This is a genomic window from Halobacillus litoralis, assembly GCF_009856445.1.
In the GTDB taxonomy this organism is placed as follows: Bacteria; Bacillota; Bacilli; order Bacillales; family Halobacillaceae; genus Halobacillus; species Halobacillus litoralis.
Genome location: NZ_WMFA01000005.1, coordinates 1 through 21,520, shown reverse-complemented (window position 1 = coordinate 21,520; position 21,520 = coordinate 1). Strand labels below are relative to the sequence as shown.

At 45.0% G+C, this 21,520-nt stretch carries 21 protein-coding genes; 19 read left to right on the top strand and 2 right to left on the bottom strand.

The genetic code is table 11. From position 1 onward, the window contains the following. Positions 1-46: 46 nt before the first annotated feature. From GLW00_RS13390 to GLW00_RS13340, 11 genes are all read left to right on the top strand, one after another. Complete coding sequence (locus tag GLW00_RS13390; RefSeq protein ID WP_160914897.1) at positions 47-2,122, top strand: sigma-54 interaction domain-containing protein; 2,076 nt, start codon at positions 47-49, stop codon at positions 2,120-2,122. A 103-nt stretch (positions 2,123-2,225) separates the two neighbouring features. Then, the gene (gene yqiS, locus GLW00_RS13385) at positions 2,226-3,128 is read left to right on the top strand and encodes a phosphate butyryltransferase (RefSeq protein WP_160914895.1); all 903 of its coding nucleotides are present in this window, start codon (positions 2,226-2,228) and stop codon (positions 3,126-3,128) included. 11 nt (positions 3,129-3,139) lie between these two features. Next, positions 3,140-4,243: a branched-chain amino acid dehydrogenase gene (bcd, locus tag GLW00_RS13380; RefSeq protein WP_160914893.1), complete on the top strand. Its 1,104-nt coding sequence runs from the start codon at positions 3,140-3,142 to the stop codon at positions 4,241-4,243. A gap of 14 nt (positions 4,244-4,257) precedes the next feature. Beyond that, positions 4,258-5,343, top strand: coding sequence for a butyrate kinase (buk, locus tag GLW00_RS13375; protein ID WP_160914891.1), 1,086 nt, complete (start codon positions 4,258-4,260; stop codon positions 5,341-5,343). 15 nt (positions 5,344-5,358) lie between these two features. Further along, positions 5,359-6,780, top strand: coding sequence for a dihydrolipoyl dehydrogenase (gene lpdA / locus GLW00_RS13370; RefSeq protein ID WP_160914889.1), 1,422 nt, complete (start codon positions 5,359-5,361; stop codon positions 6,778-6,780). A gap of 19 nt (positions 6,781-6,799) precedes the next feature. Then, entirely contained in the window at positions 6,800-7,792 is a 993-nt protein-coding gene (locus tag GLW00_RS13365; protein ID WP_160914887.1) for a thiamine pyrophosphate-dependent dehydrogenase E1 component subunit alpha, read from the top strand. 15 nt (positions 7,793-7,807) lie between these two features. Further along, positions 7,808-8,791 carry an alpha-ketoacid dehydrogenase subunit beta gene (locus GLW00_RS13360; protein WP_160914885.1) on the top strand — a complete coding sequence of 328 codons (984 nt, stop codon included), beginning with the start codon at positions 7,808-7,810 and terminating at the stop codon, positions 8,789-8,791. Positions 8,792-8,810: 19 nt separating this feature from the next. Continuing rightward, positions 8,811-10,130, top strand: coding sequence for a dihydrolipoamide acetyltransferase family protein (locus GLW00_RS13355; RefSeq protein ID WP_160914883.1), 1,320 nt, complete (start codon positions 8,811-8,813; stop codon positions 10,128-10,130). A gap of 323 nt (positions 10,131-10,453) precedes the next feature. Continuing rightward, positions 10,454-10,885 (top strand): BrxA/BrxB family bacilliredoxin, encoded by a 432-nt coding sequence (locus tag GLW00_RS13350; protein WP_160914881.1) that lies wholly within the window; start codon positions 10,454-10,456, stop codon positions 10,883-10,885. A gap of 131 nt (positions 10,886-11,016) precedes the next feature. After that, the gene (locus GLW00_RS13345) at positions 11,017-11,967 is read left to right on the top strand and encodes an aromatic acid exporter family protein (RefSeq protein ID WP_160914879.1); all 951 of its coding nucleotides are present in this window, start codon (positions 11,017-11,019) and stop codon (positions 11,965-11,967) included. A 36-nt stretch (positions 11,968-12,003) separates the two neighbouring features. Next, on the top strand, positions 12,004-12,522 hold the full coding sequence (locus GLW00_RS13340; protein WP_160914877.1) for a L,D-transpeptidase: 519 nt from the start codon (positions 12,004-12,006) through the stop codon (positions 12,520-12,522). Positions 12,523-12,588: 66 nt separating this feature from the next. On the opposite strand, the gene prli42 is transcribed toward GLW00_RS13340, so the two are convergent. After that, positions 12,589-12,702: a stressosome-associated protein Prli42 gene (gene prli42, locus GLW00_RS13335; protein WP_226590761.1), complete on the bottom strand. Its 114-nt coding sequence runs from the start codon at positions 12,700-12,702 to the stop codon at positions 12,589-12,591. Between the two features lie 177 nt (positions 12,703-12,879). Here prli42 and GLW00_RS13330 point away from each other — a divergent pair, with 177 nt between their 5' ends. The 8 genes from GLW00_RS13330 (at position 12,880) to GLW00_RS13295 (ending at position 20,792) form a co-directional block, all read left to right on the top strand. Next, positions 12,880-14,535, top strand: a complete 1,656-nt coding sequence (locus tag GLW00_RS13330; protein WP_160914875.1) for an acyl-CoA mutase large subunit family protein — start codon at positions 12,880-12,882, stop codon at positions 14,533-14,535. Between the two features lie 6 nt (positions 14,536-14,541). Continuing rightward, a complete protein-coding gene (mce, locus tag GLW00_RS13325; RefSeq protein WP_439108897.1) occupies positions 14,542-15,363 on the top strand; it encodes a methylmalonyl-CoA epimerase in 822 nt (273 codons plus the stop codon). After that, complete coding sequence (locus tag GLW00_RS13320; protein WP_202412501.1) at positions 15,339-16,913, top strand: acyl-CoA carboxylase subunit beta; 1,575 nt, start codon at positions 15,339-15,341, stop codon at positions 16,911-16,913. The genes mce and GLW00_RS13320 overlap by 25 nt, the downstream gene beginning before the upstream one ends. Before the next feature lie 71 nt (positions 16,914-16,984). After that, the gene (locus GLW00_RS13315) at positions 16,985-18,109 is read left to right on the top strand and encodes a M20/M25/M40 family metallo-hydrolase (protein ID WP_160914869.1); all 1,125 of its coding nucleotides are present in this window, start codon (positions 16,985-16,987) and stop codon (positions 18,107-18,109) included. A 730-nt stretch (positions 18,110-18,839) separates the two neighbouring features. Then, positions 18,840-20,087, top strand: a complete 1,248-nt coding sequence (locus tag GLW00_RS13310; RefSeq protein ID WP_160914868.1) for a DNA polymerase IV — start codon at positions 18,840-18,842, stop codon at positions 20,085-20,087. A 59-nt stretch (positions 20,088-20,146) separates the two neighbouring features. Then, positions 20,147-20,275 carry a YpzI family protein gene (locus GLW00_RS13305; RefSeq protein WP_089651799.1) on the top strand — a complete coding sequence of 43 codons (129 nt, stop codon included), beginning with the start codon at positions 20,147-20,149 and terminating at the stop codon, positions 20,273-20,275. Between the two features lie 19 nt (positions 20,276-20,294). Further along, a complete protein-coding gene (locus tag GLW00_RS13300) occupies positions 20,295-20,444 on the top strand; it encodes a small acid-soluble spore protein P (RefSeq protein WP_089651800.1) in 150 nt (49 codons plus the stop codon). A 123-nt stretch (positions 20,445-20,567) separates the two neighbouring features. After that, on the top strand, positions 20,568-20,792 hold the full coding sequence (locus GLW00_RS13295) for a DUF3892 domain-containing protein (RefSeq protein WP_089651888.1): 225 nt from the start codon (positions 20,568-20,570) through the stop codon (positions 20,790-20,792). A 505-nt stretch (positions 20,793-21,297) separates the two neighbouring features. On the opposite strand, the gene GLW00_RS13290 is transcribed toward GLW00_RS13295, so the two are convergent. After that, positions 21,298-21,520, bottom strand: a 223-nt coding sequence (locus GLW00_RS13290; protein ID WP_160914866.1) for an IS3 family transposase, incomplete at its 5' end; no start/stop codon positions are given.

The window sequence follows — 21,520 nt, the reverse complement described above, 5'->3', positions numbered from 1 at the left end:
AATAGGATACGATGAAGTTACGCAAAAAGTTGCAGGGTGTGGTGAAATGAAACGTGTGTTGATTGTCGGAGCGGGGAAAGGCGGAACCGCCCTGTTGAAATTGTTAAAGAAAATGGACCGTATGTTAGTGGTTGCGGTAACAGACATCGACCCGGAAGCACCAGGGATCGCGCTTGCTGAGAGTTACGGAATTGCTACAGACCGCCGTTGGCAGGATTGGATACATAAAGAAATTGATATTGTGATCGAAGCTACAGGGGAAGAGCGTGTGTTCAATGAGATCCGGGAAACCAGAAAGCGTTCGACGGTCGTGATTCCAGGTTCAGTGGCTTATGTAACTGCAGAATTGTTGGAAGAAAAAGAAACGCTTGTGCAAAAATTGAAGCAGCAGACAGAAAACCAGCACTTGATCTTGAACAGCATTCACGACGGTATGATTGTTATTGATGAAAAAGGCGAAATCTCGTTCATCAATCGTAGTGCAGAGCGCATTGTAGATATGGGGCGTTCATCCATGATTGGAGAACCCATAAATGAAATCATACCGGATTCGAGGCTTCCCCAAGTGCTTGCTTCCCGGGAGGAAGAAGTGAACCAGAAGCTTGCCTTAGGCAATGGGAAGAAAGTAGTAACCACTCGTATTCCGCTGATTGGACAGGATCAGAAAGTGATTGGGGCGTTTGCCGTTTTCAAAGATATTACGGAAGTGGTCAACCTTGCTGAGGAAATCACAGACCTAAAAGAAGTGAAAACGATGCTCGAAGCCATCATTTATTCTTCAGACGAGGCGATTTCTGTTGTCGATGAAAATGGAAGCGGTTTAATGATAAACCCTGCTTATACAAGGATTACAGGACTTTCAGAAGAAGAAATCGTTGGGAAGCCGGCAACGGTCGACATATCTGAAGGCGAAAGTATGCATATGAAAGTCCTTCGTACCAGAAGGCCTGTCCGAGGGGTGCGGATGAAGGTTGGCCCCTCAAAAAAAGACGTCCTCGTTAATGTGGCCCCTGTCATTGTTGATGGGAAGTTGAAGGGTAGTGTCGGCGTTCTTCATGACGTCTCCGAAATTCAGGCGTTGACGAGCGAACTCAAAAGAGCCAGACAAATCATACGCAGTTTGGAAGCCAAGTACACATTTGATGATATTATTGGTGATTCTCAGGAAATGACCTTGGCTCTTGAACAAGCGAAAGTTGGTGCGCGTACACCTGCTTCTGTATTGTTGAGAGGAGAGTCCGGGACAGGGAAAGAACTTTTCGCCCATGCGATTCATAACGAGAGCAAGCGGCGCCATAATAAGTTTATCCGAGTCAATTGTGCGGCCATAGCTGAATCCTTACTGGAAAGTGAACTATTTGGCTACGAAGATGGTGCTTTTTCAGGTGCAAAACGCGGTGGTAAAAAAGGACTGTTCGAAGAAGCGAACCATGGGAGTATTTTCCTTGATGAAATTGGTGAATTGACATTGCCGATGCAGGCGAAATTGCTGAGGGTTCTCCAAGAGAATGAAATGATCCGTGTCGGAGGTACAAAGCCTGTTCATGTAGATGTCCGTGTAATTGCTGCAACGAATGTCAACTTGGAAAAAGCAATTATGAACAAGAACTTCCGAGAAGATCTGTACTATCGCCTGAACCGGCTCCCGATATACATTCCACCCCTTCGTGAAAGGATCGAAGATGTCAAACTTCTGACTTACCATTTGATCCAAAAATTGAATGAAGATTATGGAAGGCATGTAACCTCAATTGATGAGGAAGCTTTTCGTTTGTTGAAAGAATATGATTGGCCTGGAAATGTCAGAGAGCTGGAAAACATTATCGGCCGGGCCATGATTTATATGGAAAATATGGAAGATACCATTAAGGTAGAGCACCTTCCTCGACTGAAAAAAGCCTCAACTGAATCAGCAAGACAAAAGGAAGAGGCTCCTTGGCTGGGAGAGACCTTACAGCAGGCCGTTGATGAATATGAAAAAAGTTTGCTTGCTGATGCTTACCGGTCTCATGATTTTAATAAAACAAAGACAGCCAAAGCTTTAGGGATATCGATTCGAAACTTATATTACAAATTAGAAAAATATAATTTAGACAAAAACAGCATGCAGAATTTTTCATAATGCAATCTTTTGCAAGGTGAAAATCTTCAAGACTAACCTGTTTTAATGGGTACTGGAGTTGGCATGAATATTGCATGTTTATGAAGAGGGGAAGAGGTGACGCATGAAAAAGTTAGATGAGTTAGTCGATCAAATAGACCGCCGTTCACCTAAAACGGTCGCTGTTGCTCAAGCAGCAGATGATGAAGTATTGAAGGCAGTGAAAATGGCCCGGGCTTCCAACCTTGCTGATTTCTTTCTTGTGGGAGATCAAACGGAGATTGAAAACAAATCAAAAGCTGTGGGGTTGGATTTATCTCAGGAGGGCATTGAAGTGATTCATGCCAGTGAAAGGGTTAGTGCAGGAGTTGCTGTGAAAGCTGTCCATTCCGGTGAAGCTCATGTGGTCATGAAAGGCCATATTGATACAAAATCTTTGTTGAAAGCGGTCCTGGATAAAGAGTACGGACTCAGGAAAGGTTCGGTGCTGTCTCACGTCGCATTATTTGAAATTCCGGGCAGGGATAAACTGATCTACCTTACAGATGCTGCGATGAATATCGCTCCTAATTTGGAGGAGAAAGTTCAAATCATCAATAATGCCGTAGAAGTAGCTACTCGAGCAGGGTGGGAAAACCCGAAAGTAGCCCCATTAGCAGCTGTGGAGGTAGTGAATCCTTCCATGATAGCTACTCAAGATGCTGCGATGCTTACCCAAATGAACAGGCGTGGGCAGCTGAAGGGCTGTATCGTAGATGGTCCCCTTGCCTTTGACATTGCGGTCGATCCAAAAGCAGCAGAACAAAAAGGAATTGTATCCGAAGTAGCGGGGCAGGCGGATATTCTCGTCGTGCCATCCATTGAAGTGGCTAATGCCTTGTACAAATCATTTATATATTTCGCCAAAGGAAAAGTGGCGGGCGTGATCAGCGGGGCTAAAGCTCCAATCGTATTGACGTCTAGGGCAGATGATGCTCAAAGTAAAATTTATTCACTGGCTTTAGCTCTACAAGCCAGTCAACAATAGGAGGAAACATAATGAAAATTTTCAGCTATATGCAAGAGTACGATTACGAGCAATTGTTATTTTGTCAAGATGAACAATCCGGTTTGAAAGCAATCATTGCCATTCATGATACAACACTAGGGCCTGCTCTCGGAGGAACACGTATGTGGACATATGCTTCTGAAGATGATGCTGTGGAAGATGCTCTGCGTCTGGCAAAAGGGATGACGTACAAAAATGCTGCAGCGGGACTTAATCTTGGCGGAGGGAAAACCGTCATTATCGGAGACCCTAAAACAGAGAAAAATGAAGAAATGTTCCGTGCATTCGGTCGCTATATTCAAGGCTTGAATGGTCGTTATATTACTGCAGAGGATGTAGGAACAACTGTCCAGGATATGGACTTGATTCATGAAGAAACGGATTATGTGACAGGAATCTCTCCAGCTTTCGGCTCTTCCGGAAACCCATCTCCAGTGACTGCTTACGGAGTATATCGTGGGATGAAAGCAGCAGCAAAAGAAGGATTCGGCACAGATTCATTGGAAGGAAAAACAGTAGCTGTCCAAGGTGTCGGAAATGTCGCTTTCACTCTTTGCCGTCACCTTCATGAGGAAGGAGCCAACCTTATTGTTACAGATATCAATAAGGAAGCCGTTCAGCGCGCAGTAGAAGAATTTGGAGCAAAAGCGGTTGATCCGGACGATATTTACAGTGTGGATTGCGACATTTACGCTCCTTGTGCTCTTGGAGCGACAATTAATGATGAAACGATTCCTCAACTGAAAGCGAAAGTCGTGGCTGGTGCAGCGAATAACCAATTAAAAGAAACCAAGCATGGCGATATTCTGCATGAAAAAGGCATCGTTTATACACCGGATTATGTCATTAACGCTGGAGGCGTCATCAACGTAGCTGATGAGCTGCACGGGTATAATAAAGATCGTGCGATGAAGCGAGTAGAAACGATCTATGACAACGTATCACGCGTATTTGAAATTTCACGTCGGGATAACATTCCAACATATGCAGCCGCAGACCGTATGGCAGAAGAGCGAATTGAACGTATGCGCAGGTCCCGCAGTCAATTCCTTCAAAATGGTCAACACATCTTAAGCAGAAGACAGAACGGTTAACGGGGGTTTAGGAATTGCAAACACATCGTATTCTGGTCATTAATCCAGGTTCCACATCTACAAAGATTGGAGTCTTTGATGACCAGGAAGTCGTTTTTGAAAAAACCATCCGTCATACGACGGATGAGGTCAGCTCATATAAGCGCGTCATTGATCAATATGATTTCCGTAAACAGGTCATTCTTGAAGAGCTTGACCGCGAAGGCATTAACATCAGCAAATTGAGTGCCGTTTGCGGAAGAGGAGGATTGCTGCGTCCCATCGAAGGTGGGACGTATGAGGTCAATGAGGCGATGCTTGAGGATTTGAAAAATGGATACAATGGAGAACATGCGTCGAATCTTGGAGGGATCATCGCCAATGAAATTGCTCAGGGGTTGAATATTGGAGCTTATATTGTCGATCCGGTTGTGGTGGATGAACTCCATGAATTGGCTCGTGTTTCCGGTGTTCCTGAAATACCAAGAAAAAGTATATTCCATGCCCTTAATCAGAAAGCTGTGGCGCGAAGAGCGGCAGCTGACCTTAGTCTCTCTTACAAAGATGCCCGCTTAATCGTCACTCATATGGGCGGAGGGATCACTGTCGGTGCGCACGTTGGCGGCCGAGTGATTGACGTCAACAATGGATTGCACGGAGATGGCCCTTTTTCTCCAGAGAGGGCAGGGACCGTTCCTGCCGGTGACCTCGTTTCCTTATGCTTCTCCGGCCAGTATTACCGAGATGAAGTGATGAAGAAATTGGTCGGGCAAGGAGGCCTTATGGCTTACCTGGGTACAAATGATGCCCGTGATGTCGAAGAGATGGTAGCAAAAGGTGACCGAAAAGCGAAAGTTGTCTTTGATGCCATGGCTTACCAAATTGCCAAAGAAATTGGAAGTATGAGTGCCGTTATGGAAGGCAGAGTGGATGCCATTGCGCTCACTGGCGGACTAGCGTACGGAAAAGCGTTCGTTGAAGAAATATCCAAACGTGTGCATTGGATTGCAGATGTCCTCGTCTATCCTGGTGAAAATGAGCTGGAAGCATTGAATGAGGGGACGCTACGTGTCCTGAATAAAGAAGAGGTTCCAAAACAATACCCTAACTTTCAAGAATAGGAAGGAGAGTCCAAGGTGGCACAAGAATACGATTTGGTCATTCTCGGAGGTGGCACTGGCGGTTATGTCGCTGCCATCCGAGCTTCAAAATTAGGCCTCAAAACAGCGATTGTAGAAAAAAGAGAACTTGGTGGGACATGCTTACATAGAGGGTGCATCCCTTCTAAAGCATTGCTTCGAAGTGCAGAAGTATTTAAACAGACTAAAGAAGCGGATCAATATGGGGTGTCAACAGAAAACCCAACCTTGAATTTCACGAGAGTCCAAGAACGGAAACAATCGATTGTAGACACACTACATAAAGGTGTTCAAGGATTGATGAAAAAAGGAAAAATCGATGTCTTCGAAGGTTTTGGACGAATTTTAGGCCCTTCCATCTTTTCACCGACAGCAGGGACGATTTCTGTGGAGATGAACAACGGGGAAGAAAATGAAATGTTGATTCCTAAAAATGTGTTAGTGGCGACAGGTTCTCGTCCTAAATCTCTGCCGGGGCTTGAAATCGATGGTGAAGTTGTCATAAGTTCTGATGAAGCTCTTCATATGGAAGAACTTCCTGAATCCATCATTATCGTCGGTGGGGGTGTAATTGGAATTGAATGGGCATCCATGCTGGCAGATTTTGGTGTGCAAGTGACGGTACTCGAATACCTGCCGTACATTCTCCCTACCGAGGACGAAGATATTTCCAGGGAAATGTTGAAGCAGATGAAAAAGAAAGGCGTCGATATCGTTACGAGCGCCAAGGTTCTTCCGGATACAATCGAGAAAGATAATGGTGTGAAAGTAAATGCGGAAGTTGACGGAAAAACGGTTACTTATGAAGCTGAACGCATGCTGGTTTCTATCGGTCGATCAGCCAACGTCGATAATATCGGTCTTGAAAACACGGATATCCAAGTGGAAAACGGGGTAATCAAGACGAATGATGTCTATCAGACGAAAGAGAGCCACATTTACGCCATTGGTGATGTTATCGGTGGTATGCAACTGGCCCACGTGGCTTCTCATGAAGGCATGATTGCCGTTGAGCATATGGCTGATCAACACCCACATCCGATGAAACAGGATCAAGTGCCATCCTGTATCTACTCCAACCCTGAAGTTTCAAGTGTTGGCTTAACAGAAAAAGCAGCGAAAGAAAAAGGATTTGATGTGAAAGTAGGCAAGTTCCCATTCCAAGCGATTGGAAAAGCTCTCGTTCACGGAGAAACGGATGGCTTTGTGAAAATCGTAGCTGACAAAGAAACGGACGATCTGTTGGGCGTGCACATGATCGGACCTCATGTCACGGACATGATTTCGGAAGCGGCTTTGGCTCAAGTTCTTGATGCGACACCATGGGAAATCGCTGAAACGATCCACCCACACCCAACGCTCTCTGAAGCAATCGGGGAAGCGGCTATGGCCGTCGACGGCAACCAAATCCATGGATAAATATGAAGGAGGGATCCTCATGGCTGAAAATCGCCATAAAGCTCTAGGTTTAAGTGATGATCAAGTGTTGGACATGTTTCGCACGATGTTATTAGCAAGAAGAATCGATGAACGTATGTGGTTATTGAACCGCGCAGGTAAAATTCCATTCGTCATTTCCTGTCAAGGTCAGGAAGCTGCTCAAGTAGGGGCTTCCTATGCTCTTGATCGTGAAAAAGACTATGCTCTGCCTTACTACCGTGATATGGGTGTCGTTCTTTCATTCGGTATGACTGCTCAGGATTTAATGCTTTCCGGCTTTGCAAAAGCAGAAGATCCAAACTCGGGTGGACGTCAGATGCCAGGTCACTTTGGTCAAAAGAAAAACCGGATTGTTACCGGATCATCACCCGTTACTACACAAGTGCCACATGCTGTAGGTATCGCTCTTGCAGGGAAGATGGAGAAAAAAGACTTCGTTTCTCTCGTAACTTTCGGTGAGGGATCTTCCAACCAGGGGGATTTCCACGAAGGTGCGAACTTTGCGGGGGTACACAAGCTTCCTGTTATCTTTATGGTTGAAAATAATAAATATGCCATTTCTGTTCCTGTATCGAAGCAGTTGGCCTGTGAAAAAGTTTCTGATCGCGCCATCGGTTATGGCATGCCTGGTTTCACAGTGGACGGCAATGATCCACTAGCTGTATATGAAGCAGTAAAAGCAGCAGCCGATCGTGGCCGTAATGGAGAAGGACCGACATTAATTGAGACTGTGTCCTACCGTCTTACTCCACACTCCAGTGACGATGATGACCGTACTTACCGTGAACGGGAAGAAGTGGATGAAGCAAAGAAAAAAGATTCAATCGTCACTTTTGCCCAGTACTTGCGTGATACAGGTATACTGACGGATGAGAAAGAACAGGAAATGAATGACGAAATCAGTGAAATCGTCAATGAAGCGACTGACTATGCCGAGAATGCGGCTTATGCGGAAGCGGAATCTGCAATGAAATATGTGTACGAAGAGTAAGGAGGGGGAGCAATAATGGCAGTTATATCTTATATTCAAGCCGTCACTCAAGCTTTGAAAGAAGAAATGAAGCGGGATGAAAAAGTGTTCGTCCTTGGTGAAGATGTTGGAAAACGTGGAGGCGTATTCCGCGCGACTGATGGTCTTTATGATGAATTTGGTGAAGACAGAGTTCTGGACACACCACTAGCTGAATCGGCAATCGCCGGAGTTGGAATTGGTGCAGCGATGTACGGCATGCGTCCAGTAGCTGAAATGCAGTTCGCTGACTTTATCATGCCGGCAGTCAACCAGATTATTTCTGAAGCCGCTAAAATCCGGTACCGTTCCAATAACGACTGGAGTGCGCCAATAACAATTCGCGCCCCTTATGGCGGCGGTGTACACGGAGCTCTTTACCATTCCCAATCCGTTGAAGCTGTTTTCGCGAATCAGCCTGGGTTGAAAATTGTGATGCCGTCGACTCCTTATGATGTCAAAGGTTTGTTAAAAGCCTCCATCCGTGACAATGACCCGGTCCTTTTCTTTGAACATAAACGTGCCTACCGTCTAATCAAAGGGGAAGTGCCTGATGAGGATTATACGCTACCGATTGGTAAGGCAGATGTAAAGCGAGAAGGTTCCGACATTACGGTTATTACGTACGGTTTGTGTGTCCACTTTGCACTACAAGCAGCAGAGAAGTTGGCTGAAGAAGGCATTGATGCACATATCCTCGACTTGCGTACTGTGTATCCTTTAGATAAAGAAGGTATTATTGAAGCAGCATCCAAAACAGGTAAAGTCCTTCTTGTAACGGAGGACAATAAAGAAGGTGGAATCATCTCAGAAGTGTCCGCAATCATCAGTGAGAATTGCTTGTTTGATTTGGATGCTCCTGTTCAGCGTCTGGCTGGTCCAGATGTCCCTTCCATGCCTTATGCTCCGACGATGGAGAAGTATTTCATGATGAATCCAGATAAAGTTGAAAAAGCGATGAGAGATCTCGCGGAATTTTAATTGAAGGAGGAGATTCCCTGTGGGTTTAGAAAAAATCAACATGCCTCAGCTTGGTGAAAGTGTCACAGAAGGAACGATCAGCACATGGCTTGTTCAGCCTGGAGATCAGGTAAATAAGTATGATCCCATTGCAGAAGTCATGACAGATAAAGTAAACGCAGAAGTCCCATCTTCTTTTTCCGGCGTGATTAAAGAGCTCGTCGCATCTGAAGGAGATACCATTGAAGTCGGTGAACTCATGTGCTACATCGAAGTAGAAGGTGCAGGATCTGCGGAAGAACCTTCATCAGAAGAAAATAAACAAGCTCCTGCACAGGAAACTCCCGTCGCTGAAGAAGAACCATCAAAAGCTTCCAAGAAACCTGAGAAGAAACAGGACAAAGGAAGTAAAAAGCGGTACTCTCCAGCGGTCATGACTCTTGCGCAGGAACATGACATTGATTTGAATCAAGTCGATGGATCCGGTAAAGGTGGACGAATTACGCGCAAAGATATTGAGAAAATTGTTGCGAGCGGAGAGATTCCTAAAGCAGGGGAAGCAAAAGCAGAAGCTCCCGCTGAGCAGCCTGCGCAAGCTGAGCAGAAAGCTGCTCCATCACCAGCTCCTTCATCACAGACGCCGAATGTACAAGCGGGTGAAGGCGACATCGAAATTCCTGTGACAGGTGTAAGAAAAGCTATTGCAGCAAACATGGTGAAGTCGAAGACCGAAATTCCACATGCCTGGATGATGGTCGAGGTAGATGTTACGAATTTAGTTGAACTTCGCAATGCAAAGAAAAACCAGTTCAAACAGCAGGAAGGCTTCAGTCTGACGTATTTCGCTTTCTTTGTAAAAGCTGTCGCTCAAGCATTGAAGGAATACCCGCAGTTGAACAGTATGTGGGCCGGAGACAAGATCATCCAGCGCAAAGCTATCAACTTGAATATTGCTGTGGCTAAAGATGACCAATTGTTTGTTCCTGTCATCAAAGATGCAGATGAAAAGAGCATCAAAGGAATCGCAAAAGACATTACAGACCTTGCCAACAAAGCCCGTCAAGGCAAGCTGACATCGAAAGATATGGAAGGCGGTACCTTCACTGTCAATAACACAGGCTCTTTCGGTTCTGTACAATCCATGGGTGTGATCAACCACCCTCAGGCCGCTATTTTGCAAGTGGAATCCATTGTGAAAAAGCCGGTTTACCAGAATGGCATGTTCGGAGCGCGTGACATGGTCAATCTATGTCTATCCTTGGATCATCGGGTTCTTGATGGTCTCGTAGCCGGCAACTTCCTGGCCCGTGTGAAAGAGATCTTAGAGAAAATGTCAGAAGACAACACATCTGTATACTAATGCAATCAAGCTGTCCACCAACCATGGAGGACAGCTTTTTTATCATCCTATTCCACCAGTGCAAGGCATTTTTCTCACATATCAAAGCTTTTGTAGAAGGTATATGTGAGGGGAACTGCTCTTATGGATTGAGGGTTTTTGCGTTTTCAACAACTCTATATGGTAAGGGGCGTTTGGGAAGGAAGAAACCCAGCAGGAAAACAATCTCTTTCCAAATGTCCCTAAGCTCTTTCAAGTATCTAGAAATCATAGACAATTCAATTGAAAGATGTCAGATATCTTGGTAAAATGTTCTTAGCATTTCTATAAAGGGGCCATGTCAAATGGATTTTAATATTTTTATGAACGATGTTGTTTCAAAAGCACGTGAAGAAATTACCCAAGCGGGATATACGGAACTGACGACATCTGAGGAAGTCGATCAGGCACTAAATAAAGAAGGTACAACCCTTGTAATGATCAACTCCGTATGTGGATGTGCAGGCGGTATTGCCCGTCCAGCTGCTGCACATGCGATTCATTACGATAAGCGTCCGGATCAGCTTGTTACTGTTTTTGCCGGGCAGGATCGTGAAGCTACGGATCGCGCCCGCGAATACTTTGAAGGCTACCCGCCATCCTCTCCATCTTTTGCTCTTTTGAAGGATGGTAAAATTCAGACAATGGTCGAGCGTCACGACATTGAAGGCTTTGAACCTATGGAAGTTATCGGGAAGCTTCAGCGCAGTTTTGAAGAGTATTGCAAAGAAGTATAAGAATACAATAGGTGTAGGATCTTTGTTTAAAAAGCAAAGATCCTTTTTTACGTAAAATCTTTAGCTTACATAATCGGACGCTTAATCCTCTCAGGGCAGCGTATCCAGAAAGAACGGAGGTGAACACAGGATTGAAAATAGGATATCGGACCATTAAAACGGCATTGGGCACACCATTTGCCATATGGATTGCTCAGATGCTGCAGCTCGAAAATTTCGCATCAGCAGGGATTTTGACCATACTCTGTATCCAAATTACAAGAAAACGGTCCTTTTTAAGTGCGTGGCACCGCTTTTCTGCTTGTTTATTAGCGATGGGGTTTTCATTCGCTTTTTTTGAGCTGTTGGGATACAATCCCATTTCCATTGGATTGATGTTGTTTGCCTTTATTCCTGCAACAGTGTGGTTTAAAATCACACCTGGAATCGTAACCAGCTCAGTCATCATCCTTCATCTATACGGTTCAGGGGATATCGGCTGGAGTATTATATGGAATGAAGTGTTGTTAATAACGGTGGGAATTGGAACCGCCCTGCTTCTCAATTTATATATGCCGAGCCTCGAGAAGAAGTTGAATCAGTATCGAAAACAGGTGGAAAGCAACTTTTCCATTATATTGAGAGAAATTGCTCAATTTTTAAGGAATGGAGATAATGATTGGTCAGGCAAGGAGCTGACAGAGACCGCCAATCTTCTGGAAAAAGCGAAGTCCCTTTCTTATCGGGATGTAGAAAATCATTTGCTGCGTTCCCACAATCATTTTTACCACTATTTTCATATGCGGACGAAACAGTTTGAACTCTTGGAACGTATGCTTCCTCTCGTTTCCCGTATATCGAAATCTGATGCACATGGCATTCGCATGGCAGCGTTTTTTGATGACTTAGCCGATGCTGTTCATCCCGGAAATACAGCCCTGATCTATTTAAGAATGTTGAAAGAGATGAAAGAAGACTTCCGTGAAGACCGACTGCCGGAAACACGGGAAGAGTTTGAAGTAAGAGCCAGTCTCTTTCATTTATTAAATGAGATAGAGGACTATTTGATCATTAAGCGTTCGTTCAAGAAGAGTGATGTATAGAGGGTACATGTGAGGGGAAACTTTTAGTAAAAGAGGATGATTGCTTTGTACAGCTTCCTTTTAATATTAAGTTTGTTAAACCCATTACTACCGCCACACACGCCGGCTGATCCGGTTATTATTGTAAATAAAGCAACCCATGAGGTTGTGCTCTATCAAGACGGAGAGGTTCTTTTTAAGGCTCCTGCGGCCATAGGGAAGACGAAGGATTTGACGCCGGAGGGCCAGTTCAATGTGAAAGTGAAAGCCAAAGATCCATATTATCGTAAAAAAAACATCCCGGGTGGTGACCCAAAGAATCCATTGGGGAGCCGGTGGATCGGGTTTGATGCACGAGGGACAGATGGCAGGATTTATGGCATTCATGGAACCAATCAGCCGGATTCCATCGGTAAATCAGTCTCTGCGGGTTGTATCCGGATGAATAATCAAGATGTCGAAGTTCTTTTTGACCTTGTTCCTGCTGAAGCGGAAGTATGGATTGTAGATCGTGATAAAAAAATGCCGGACTTATATCGCTTCTGGGAAGAAAGAAAATTACAAAAACAACTCTAGAAACTAAGAAAGCCGAAAAGATGGACGATCCATCTTTTCGGCTTTTTTCATTCAATCATTTATTTATTATAAGAAGAAACTCGCGCCAGCCAATGCACTAGATAGAAGCATAGACAAAATCATGACATAGATCACGACTTTCATACGGCGTTCGCGTTTTGAACGTTTTTTTGTAGCCAAGGTGTGTAACCTCCTTCTCAGTCAATCCTACTGACATTCTACCTAAAAAAGAGAAATTGGACAAGGGCGTGAAATCATTTACAATAAAATTGCGAATGATAGTAATTTTTAGATAGGTAAGCGCTTCATTTCTGGTATGCTAGTAGTGTGAATGGACTGAATAAGGAGGCTTTTCTTATGAACAGATCATCAAGTGACCAACACCCTAAGCAAAAATGGGAAAAGGATGTAGAAAAAACAACGGAGCGCTTTCCTGAACGGAAAGAAGCGTTTCATACAAGCTCAGAAATTCCGGTCGAACGATTATACACGCCGGAACAGATGAATGAGGATTACATAGAGGAGATCGGCTTTCCAGGCCAATATCCTTATACGAGAGGAATACAGCCGACCATGTATCGAAGTCGCTATTGGACCATGCGTCAATATGCTGGGTTCGGGTCGGCAGAAGAAACGAACGAGAGGTTCAGGTACTTATTGAAACAAGGACAGACCGGTCTATCAGTGGCCTTCGACCTGCCGACTCAAATCGGCTATGATTCTGATGACCCGATGGCTGATGGGGAAGTTGGGAAAGTCGGTGTAGCTATTGATTCACTAAAGGACATGGAGCAGCTGTTCGATCAAATTCCACTCGATCAAGTGAGTACATCGATGACGATCAATGCTCCAGCCAGTATCCTGCTTGCGATGTATATAGCTGTAGGAGAGAAGCAAGGAGTAGCACCTGAAAAACTGACAGGGACGATTCAAAACGACATCTTGAAAGAGTATATCGCTCGTGGTACGTATATCTATCCACCGAAACCTTCCATGAGGCTGATTACAGATATATTCGGTTACTGTCAGGAACATTTACCGAAATTTAACACCATAAGTATCTCCGGCTATCATATCCGGGAAGCTGGTTCCACGGCTGTGCAGGAAGTCGCCTTTACGATAGCGAACGGTATGGCTTATGTAGATGCAGCGATAGAAGCTGGGCTGGAAGTCGATCAGTTTGCACCACGGCTTGCCTTCTTCTTCAATGCTCACAATCAATTTTTTGAGGAAGCGGCCAAATTCCGGGCAGCCCGCCGCATGTGGGCAAAGATTATGAAAGAACATTATGGAGCAGAAAATCCAAAAAGCTGGAAGCTCCGTTTCCATACGCAAACAGGAGGAAGTACACTTACAGCTCAGCAGCCGGACAACAATATTGTGCGTGTCACCTTACAAGCACTCGCTGCTGTTATGGGAGGAACGCAGAGCCTGCATACCAACTCAAGGGATGAAGCTCTTGCCCTTCCGACAGAAGATTCTGCACGAATTGCGTTACGCACACAGCAGATCATTGCCAATGAGAGCGGTGTAGCGGACACCATCGATCCACTCGCTGGTTCTTATTTCGTTGAGTCTCTAACCGACCAGATTGAAAAAGAAGCCAATGCTTACTTAGAGCGCATCAAAGAATTTGGAGGAGCGGTCCAGGCTGTCGAAGAAGGGTATATGCAGCGTGAAATTCATAAAGCAGCATATGATGCCCAAAAACGGATTGAATCGAATGAAGATATCGTCGTCGGTATGAACGAATTCAAACTCGAAGAAGAAATCCATGCAGACTTGTTACGTGTAGATGAAGCACTGGAACAAGCCCAGATCAAGAAAACACAGGAAATAAGATCTTCACGCGATCAGGAATCCGTCGATCTATGCCTCAAAGCCCTTAGGGAAGCGGCGAAAGGGTCGGAGAATGTCATGCCGCATATTGTAGCCGCAGTGAAGGTTTATGCAACAGTTGGGGAGATCGCGAATGTTTTACGAGAGGAATTTGGAGAATACACCGGAATGTAGGAAGGGATGATGAGGTTGAAACCAATACGTGTACTTATAGCGAAACCAGGGTTGGACGGACATGACAGAGGTGCTTTAATCATCGCCCAGGCACTCAGAGACCATGGCATGGAAGTTATTTATACAGGACTGCGGCAATCCGCCATTCAAATCGCAAGAGCCGCCATTCAGGAAGACGTGGACGTCGTCGGACTTTCTTCTCTTTCCGGTGCTCATAAATCATTGTTTCCAAAAGTGGTACAGGCACTGGAAGAACAAGGGGCGTCGGACATTCCCGTCATTGGAGGCGGAGTTATACCTGCAGAAGATATTCCTTTTCTTGAGGAAAAAGGAGTGAATAAAATCTTCACCAGCGGGTCCCCGACAGATGCAATCGCCATTTACATTAAACAGCTTCTTAACAAAGAAACCATAGAGGCACCGAAGAAAATTGCCCATATTGGTATAGCTGTGGAAAGCATAGATGCAGCACTGCCTTTTTACCAGCATAACCTTCAGTTGGAACTTGAAGCTGTAGAAGTTGTGGAATCTGAGCAGGTCCGCGTCGCTTTTCTGAAAATTGGTGAAACGATGTTCGAATTGTTGGAGCCACTGAGTGACGATTCGCCTATTCAATCGTTTTTAACGAAAAAAGGGGAAGGTGTCCATCATATTGCTTTGGAAGTAGACGATCTTGCAAAGCGTTTGAATCAGTATAAAGAACAAGGAGTACGTCTCATACATGAACAGCCGAAACAGGGCGCACATGACAGTCAGATTGCCTTTTTGCATCCAAAAGCAGGAAATGGTGTCCTGTTTGAACTATGCCAGTATGGAGAGGAGGAGTAACTGTGGATATTTTTGATAAAATCAATGAACTATATGATAAGCGCCGCCAAGTGGAATTAGGGGGCGGAGATGAACGGATCGACAAACAGCACGATAAGGGCAAATGGACAGCCAGGGAACGCATCGAACATCTTTTGGACGAGGAATCTTTCATAGAGCTGAACCCATTCATTGAACATCGTCATGATGCTTTTGGGATGGACGGAAAGTCAGCGCCGGGTGAAGGGGTCGTGACAGGGTTTGGTAAAATTCATGGACGTGATGTGTATTTGTTCGCTCAGGACTTCACGGTGTACGGCGGAGCCTTAGGGGAAATGCATGCGAAAAAAATTGCTGCAGTCATGGACCTTGCTGCCAAAAATGGAACCCCTTTTATTGGCTTGAACGATTCTGGAGGAGCTCGTATTCAGGAAGGCGTATCTTCTTTAGACGGTTATGGACAAGTCTTTTATCGTAATTCCATTTATTCTGGCGTCATCCCACAAATATCGGTCATTATGGGTCCATGTGCCGGGGGTGCCGTTTATTCTCCAGCCATTACTGATTTCGTCATCATGGTAGAAAAGACATCGCAAATGTTTATTACCGGTCCGAAAGTCATTGAAACCGTTACTGGTGAGCAGATTTCCGCAGAAGATCTGGGAGGTGCCGGTGTTCATAATTCTTTGAGTGGGAATGCTCACTTGAAAACCCCTGATGAAGCCTCCGCTTTGGATGCCGTCCGGGATCTGGTCAGTTACCTTCCTCAGAACAATGAAGAACTGACACCAGAAGTAGAAGTTGAGCTTGATGATGACTTCAGACCTGACATCACAGATAAAATACCTTTTGATCCGATCCGCCCTTACGATGTGCGTATCGTTATCGATGAGTTTGTTGACGAGGATTCATTCTTCGAAATTCATAAGGACTTTGCAAAGAATATTGTTGTCGGATTTGCGCGTCTGCAAGGAAAGACCGTGGGACTTGTTTGTAATCAGCCGAAGTACATGGCTGGCGGACTTGATATCGACTCCAGTGATAAAGCAGCCCGCTTCATAAGAACGTGTGATTCCTTTAATATCCCTCTCATTACATTTGAAGATGTGACTGGTTTCTTCCCTGGCATCAAACAGGAACATGGAGGGATCATCCGCCACGGTGCGAAAATTTTATATGCTTACTCCGAAGCCACTGTGCCGAAGCTGACGGTTATTACTAGAAAAGCGTACGGTGGAGCCTATGTCGCGCTGAACAGTAAATCGATTGGAGCGGACCTCGTCTATGCCTGGCCAAACGCGGAAATTGCTGTTATGGGTCCAGAAGGAGCGGCGAATATCATTTTTGCAAAAGAAATCAAAGAAAGCGATACACCAGAAGAAACACGACAAAATAAAATCAATGAGTACAGGGAACGTTTTGCGAACCCTTACGTCGCAGCGGGGCTCGGAATGATTGATGATGTGATTGATCCAAGAGAAACGCGTTCAACGCTGATCAAAGCTCTGGATATGCTGAAAAATAAACAAGAAGACCGTCCTTATAAAAAGCATGGCAACATCCCTCTATAATTGACACAGTCCATTCGTTCCGCTAACGTACTAAGAGGAATGTGTTTACATATTGAAGGAGGCAAATATAGATGGTAGCCATTAACAAAGAACGCTTACTGAATGAATTTCTGGAATTGGTTCAAATCGATTCAGAAACAACCCAGGAAGCAGAAATCGCTAAAGTATTAAAAAAGAAATTTCAGGACTTAGGTTTGGAAGTCCTGGAAGATGATGCAGCCTCGGTTACAGGCCATGGGGCAAACAACCTTATTTGTAATCTAGAAGGATCTAAAAAGGACGCAGAACCGATTTATTTCACTTCTCACATGGATACAGTGGTACCAGGAAACGGGGTTAAACCTTCTGTTGAAGATGGTTATATCGTGACCGATGGTACAACAATTCTTGGAGCGGATGACAAAGCGGGAGTTGCTGCAATCCTTGAAGCGATCCGTTCTCTTCAAGAACAAAACGTTGAACATGGAGACCTGCAGTTCGTAATTACTGTAGGAGAAGAAAGCGGCCTTGTCGGCGCGAAGGCTCTTGATGCTTCCATGCTCAAGGCAAAATACGGATATGCCCTCGATAGTGATGGTCAAGTCGGCAATATTATCGTAGCTGCTCCTACACAGGCAAAAATTAATGCCATTGTGAAAGGGAAGACCGCTCATGCAGGAGTTGCTCCTGAAAAAGGCATCTCAGCAATCACCCTGGCTTCCCGCGCGATTGCTAAAATGCCGCTAGGACGAATCGATGACGAAACAACAGCGAATATCGGCCGCTTTGAAGGTGGTCAGAAAACGAATATTGTATGTGATCACGTCGAAGTCTTAGCTGAAGCTCGTTCCCTCAATCCTGAAAAAATGGAAGCGCAAGTAGAAAAAATGAAAAAAGCCTTCCAGGAAACAGCGGAAGAAATGGGTGGCGAAGTCGAACTTGATGTCGAAATTATGTATCCTGGCTTTAAGCAACAGGCGGGAGATCAAGTCGTAGAAGTCGCACGTTCTGCTGCGAAACGAATCGGTCGTGAAAGTGAACTATTAACAAGTGGCGGCGGCAGTGATGCCAATGTCATCGCAGGACACGGCGTTCCTACGGTCAACTTGAGTGTAGGGTATGAGGAAATTCATACAACAAACGAACGTATGCCTGTCAGCGAACTTGAAAAAATTACAGAGTTCGTAACAGCGATCGTTGAAGAAGTCGCACAATAATAAGCCAGGACTCCCTGAATTTCAGGGAGTCTTTTTTATGAACTACTATTGAGGTATTACACATAAGCTCCCGATTGTGGAAGACTCAGTTTCGATATGTTCGTGTGATTCTAGGGGCTCCGGGAAAAGGTTCGTCTAGCTCCATCGTCCAGACACTCGCGTCATAAGCAGACCAGCAAAGGAATGAAAAACACATTCCGTTGCTGGTCTGCTTATGCCAGTCGTGTCTACCAGGGCGATTCCGCATTTGAACACTTTCCATGGGGCGGGCGGTGAGCCTCCTCAGGCTACGCCTTCCGGGGTCTCACCTGTCCCACACATCCTTTTGGTTATCCGGTTCCGGCGCCTAGCGGCTAGTGAGACTTCCCTCGCTTCTGTACGATAAGTCAACATCGAATCGCTACGCTCTCCGTGTTTCCTTTATCTCCGCCAGCTCAGTCCAGTCCATACGCCGCTGACCAAGGCACCTCCACACTAAAGGATAGGAGTCTCACCGTTTCCCTCCACCCCTTTACCTTATAAGAGTGTCTCGAAACCACTTCTAACAGGGGCAGCCCCATCCACTCAACAAACATTTCGAAACTGAGTCTTCCACAATCCTGCCCGTTAGCTTAATAATACGATGATGAGTTTTATGAATTAGACAAACAATAATTGAAGCGTTGATGAACAATAACAAAGGATGGCATGGTATAATAGAGAACAAATGTTCCAATGGAGGAAGAACGTTATGCAGTCCAAATGGTATCCCAAAAAAGGCCGGGTCATTTTTCATGTTGATATGAACAGTTTCTATGCATCTGTGGAAGCAGCCTTTGATCCATCCTTGAAAGGCAAGCCGCTTGCCATTGCAGGAAATCCTGAAGAAAGGCGCGGGATCATTGTCACAAGCAGCTATGAAGCCCGCAAATATGGGGTCAAAACGACGATGCCTTTAGGAGAGGCCAGAAGGTTGTGCCCTGAACTTGTTGTCATGGGCCCGACGTTTGAACGATATCGTACAGCATCCAAAGAAATGTTTAAGGTTCTGGCTGATGTGACAGCGCTCGTTCAGCCTGTATCGATAGACGAAGGTTATATGGATATAACCGACTGCGCAGAGCAAGGTTCGCCTCCGGAAATAGCCGAGCAGATACAAAAGCGGATTTATGACGAGCTCGATCTGCCTTGCAGTATTGGGATCGCTCCTAATAAATTCTTGGCAAAAATGGCTTCTGATATGAAAAAGCCTATGGGAATTACGATCTTACGGAAAAGAGATCTTGAAACAAAATTATGGCCTTTACCGATAGAAGAAATGTACGGAGTGGGAGCGAAAACAGCAGAGAAATTAAGGAAAATCGGCATTGAAACCATTGGCGGGTTAGCTGAGCATTCTGTTCTTGAATTAAAGGGTGTTCTTGGAATCAATGGAGAGCGGCTGAAAAACAGGGCGAATGGAATCGATGACCGTCCTGTCGATCCTAATGCGGTTCATGAATTTAAAAGCATCGGGACATCTACAACGCTTCCAGAGGATACAACAGATGATACAGAGGTACAAAGCGTCATCCGCAGGCTTTCAAATAAAGTGGAAGCACGGATGAAGAATAAAAAGGTTCTCGCAAGGAATGTTCAGGTGATGATCCGCTACCATGACCGGAAAACAGTGACACGCAGCCGGCAATTGCAGGAATTCATCCATTCATCAGAAGATCTCTTTCAAGTGGCGATGCAGTTATTCGATGATCACTGGAATCAGCAGCCTGTTCGTCTCCTGGGTGTTACTGCAAGCGATCTGGCAGAGAAATCAGAAGTTAGTCAGCAATTAGATCTATTTAATTTTGAACAATATGCCAGCAAAGAAAACTTGTATAAAACGATTGATGATTTAACGGAAAAATACGGAAAAAATCCTTTTCGAGATCTTAGTAATCCGACCAATCCTCAGGTGAATACAAGCTTTCAAAAGGATTTTCTCGACGATTTTAAAAAATGATTCCCAGGCATAGCCTTCTTTCTCTTTTCCATACTAAAAGAGAAGGGAGGCGTTTTAAAATGGGTAGAGATCGACAAGAGAAAAAGTTGAAAAAATCCGGAAGAGTGGAGTCCGACCGTGATCAGCGCCTAAGTTATCCAGGTGCGACCGCGATGGAGGGGCCAGAAGCAGCTCGTAAACGGAGATAATCAAGGAGGCGGATTTCTTATGGGTAGACGCATGGGACCGAAACAACAGGAACAACCGAATTTGCCTCTTGGGCCTAAACAAGCATACGGAGAACCGGCTCAAGGATCTCATAAAGTGAAAAACAGACAACATTCACGTCAGAAGCAAAAATCTTCTCACGATATGTAAGATAAAAAAGGCAGCTGAAATGGCTGCCTTTTTTATTTATGATAACATCCAATAATCCCCACGGATTGATACTCATATTATTTAGGTTCCTGGACAAAATAATGGTTGAGGAGGTTGAGAATGATGCCAGAACGAATTGTCGCCGTTAGAAAAAACGGGCAAGGAAGCATTGTTGAAATGCAGCTGTCGTCAGGACAAGTGATCGATTATAAACGAGCACATGAAATGGCGCGCAGTGGTGAACTGGAACACGTGAACCTCATTCGAGGTAAAGATGGAGAAGACCATCTGCGCAGTGAACCGGATGGCATTCAATCCAACAACTTGGACAACCTTCCATCTTTTTAAGAGAGAACCCAGGCAAAGCCTTGCGCTTGCCTGGGTTTTCTTTTATTTTACTAAAGCTCCCTTTAGTTGAAGACTCAGTTTCGAGACTTCTGTTGGGTGGATGGGGGCTGCGGGGAATAGCTCGCTTTCCGCGGGAGCGCGGTGAGCCTCCTCGGACTGCGTCCTGTGGGGTCTCACCCTGCACTTTTTTCCCGCAGGAGTCTCGCCATTCCCCTCCGCCCCTTTATCATAAAAGGTTCTCGAAACCACTCCGATAAGGACAGCTCGTATGATTATTAGAAATGGATGAAAGAACACCTCCCCTAGCACAGAAAAGCCTAATCCAGAGCGCTTTTCCCCCTAACAGTTGGATAGTAGAAGACCATCAAACTTGGTAAAGGGGTTCGTTACACTCATACATCGAATGGGGTGGTTGGGAAGCTGCGAGACTCCCGCGGGAATGGATTGGCTGGCAAGACCCCACAGTGCGAAGTGTAATGACCCCATAAAATTGGACACTATATAGTTAAGCTGTTGCTTGATATTTATCGCGGAACTGAACCGGGCTCATCCTTAATTTAGATTTGATTCTTCTATTATTGTATTTTTCCATAAAAGCTTCGAGCTCCTGCTTGAAGTGCTCTATACTTTCAAAATCTTTATGATAAAGGAACTCTGATTTCATTAACCCAAAGAAGTTTTCTATTACCGCATTATCGTGACAGTTGCCCTTGCGGGACATACTTTGT

Excerpts from the sequence above, each read along its gene's own strand:
- GLW00_RS13390 (WP_160914897.1), top strand. The coding sequence starts at position 47 with ATGAAACGTGTGTTGATTGTCGGAGCGGGGAAAGGCGGAACCGCCCTG.
- yqiS (WP_160914895.1), top strand. The coding sequence starts at position 2,226 with ATGAAAAAGTTAGATGAGTTAGTCGATCAAATAGACCGCCGTTCACCT.
- bcd (WP_160914893.1), top strand. The coding sequence starts at position 3,140 with ATGAAAATTTTCAGCTATATGCAAGAGTACGATTACGAGCAATTGTTA.
- GLW00_RS13365 (WP_160914887.1), top strand. The coding sequence starts at position 6,800 with ATGGCTGAAAATCGCCATAAAGCTCTAGGTTTAAGTGATGATCAAGTG.
- GLW00_RS13360 (WP_160914885.1), top strand. The coding sequence starts at position 7,808 with ATGGCAGTTATATCTTATATTCAAGCCGTCACTCAAGCTTTGAAAGAA.
- GLW00_RS13350 (WP_160914881.1), top strand. The coding sequence starts at position 10,454 with ATGGATTTTAATATTTTTATGAACGATGTTGTTTCAAAAGCACGTGAA.
- GLW00_RS13340 (WP_160914877.1), top strand. The coding sequence starts at position 12,004 with ATGATTGCTTTGTACAGCTTCCTTTTAATATTAAGTTTGTTAAACCCA.
- GLW00_RS13330 (WP_160914875.1), top strand. The coding sequence starts at position 12,880 with ATGAACAGATCATCAAGTGACCAACACCCTAAGCAAAAATGGGAAAAG.
- mce (WP_439108897.1), top strand. The coding sequence starts at position 14,542 with ATGATGAGGTTGAAACCAATACGTGTACTTATAGCGAAACCAGGGTTG.
- GLW00_RS13320 (WP_202412501.1), top strand. The coding sequence starts at position 15,339 with ATGCCAGTATGGAGAGGAGGAGTAACTGTGGATATTTTTGATAAAATC.
- GLW00_RS13315 (WP_160914869.1), top strand. The coding sequence starts at position 16,985 with ATGGTAGCCATTAACAAAGAACGCTTACTGAATGAATTTCTGGAATTG.
- GLW00_RS13310 (WP_160914868.1), top strand. The coding sequence starts at position 18,840 with ATGCAGTCCAAATGGTATCCCAAAAAAGGCCGGGTCATTTTTCATGTT.
- GLW00_RS13305 (WP_089651799.1), top strand. The coding sequence starts at position 20,147 with ATGGGTAGAGATCGACAAGAGAAAAAGTTGAAAAAATCCGGAAGAGTG.
- GLW00_RS13300 (WP_089651800.1), top strand. The coding sequence starts at position 20,295 with ATGGGTAGACGCATGGGACCGAAACAACAGGAACAACCGAATTTGCCT.
- GLW00_RS13295 (WP_089651888.1), top strand. The coding sequence starts at position 20,568 with ATGCCAGAACGAATTGTCGCCGTTAGAAAAAACGGGCAAGGAAGCATT.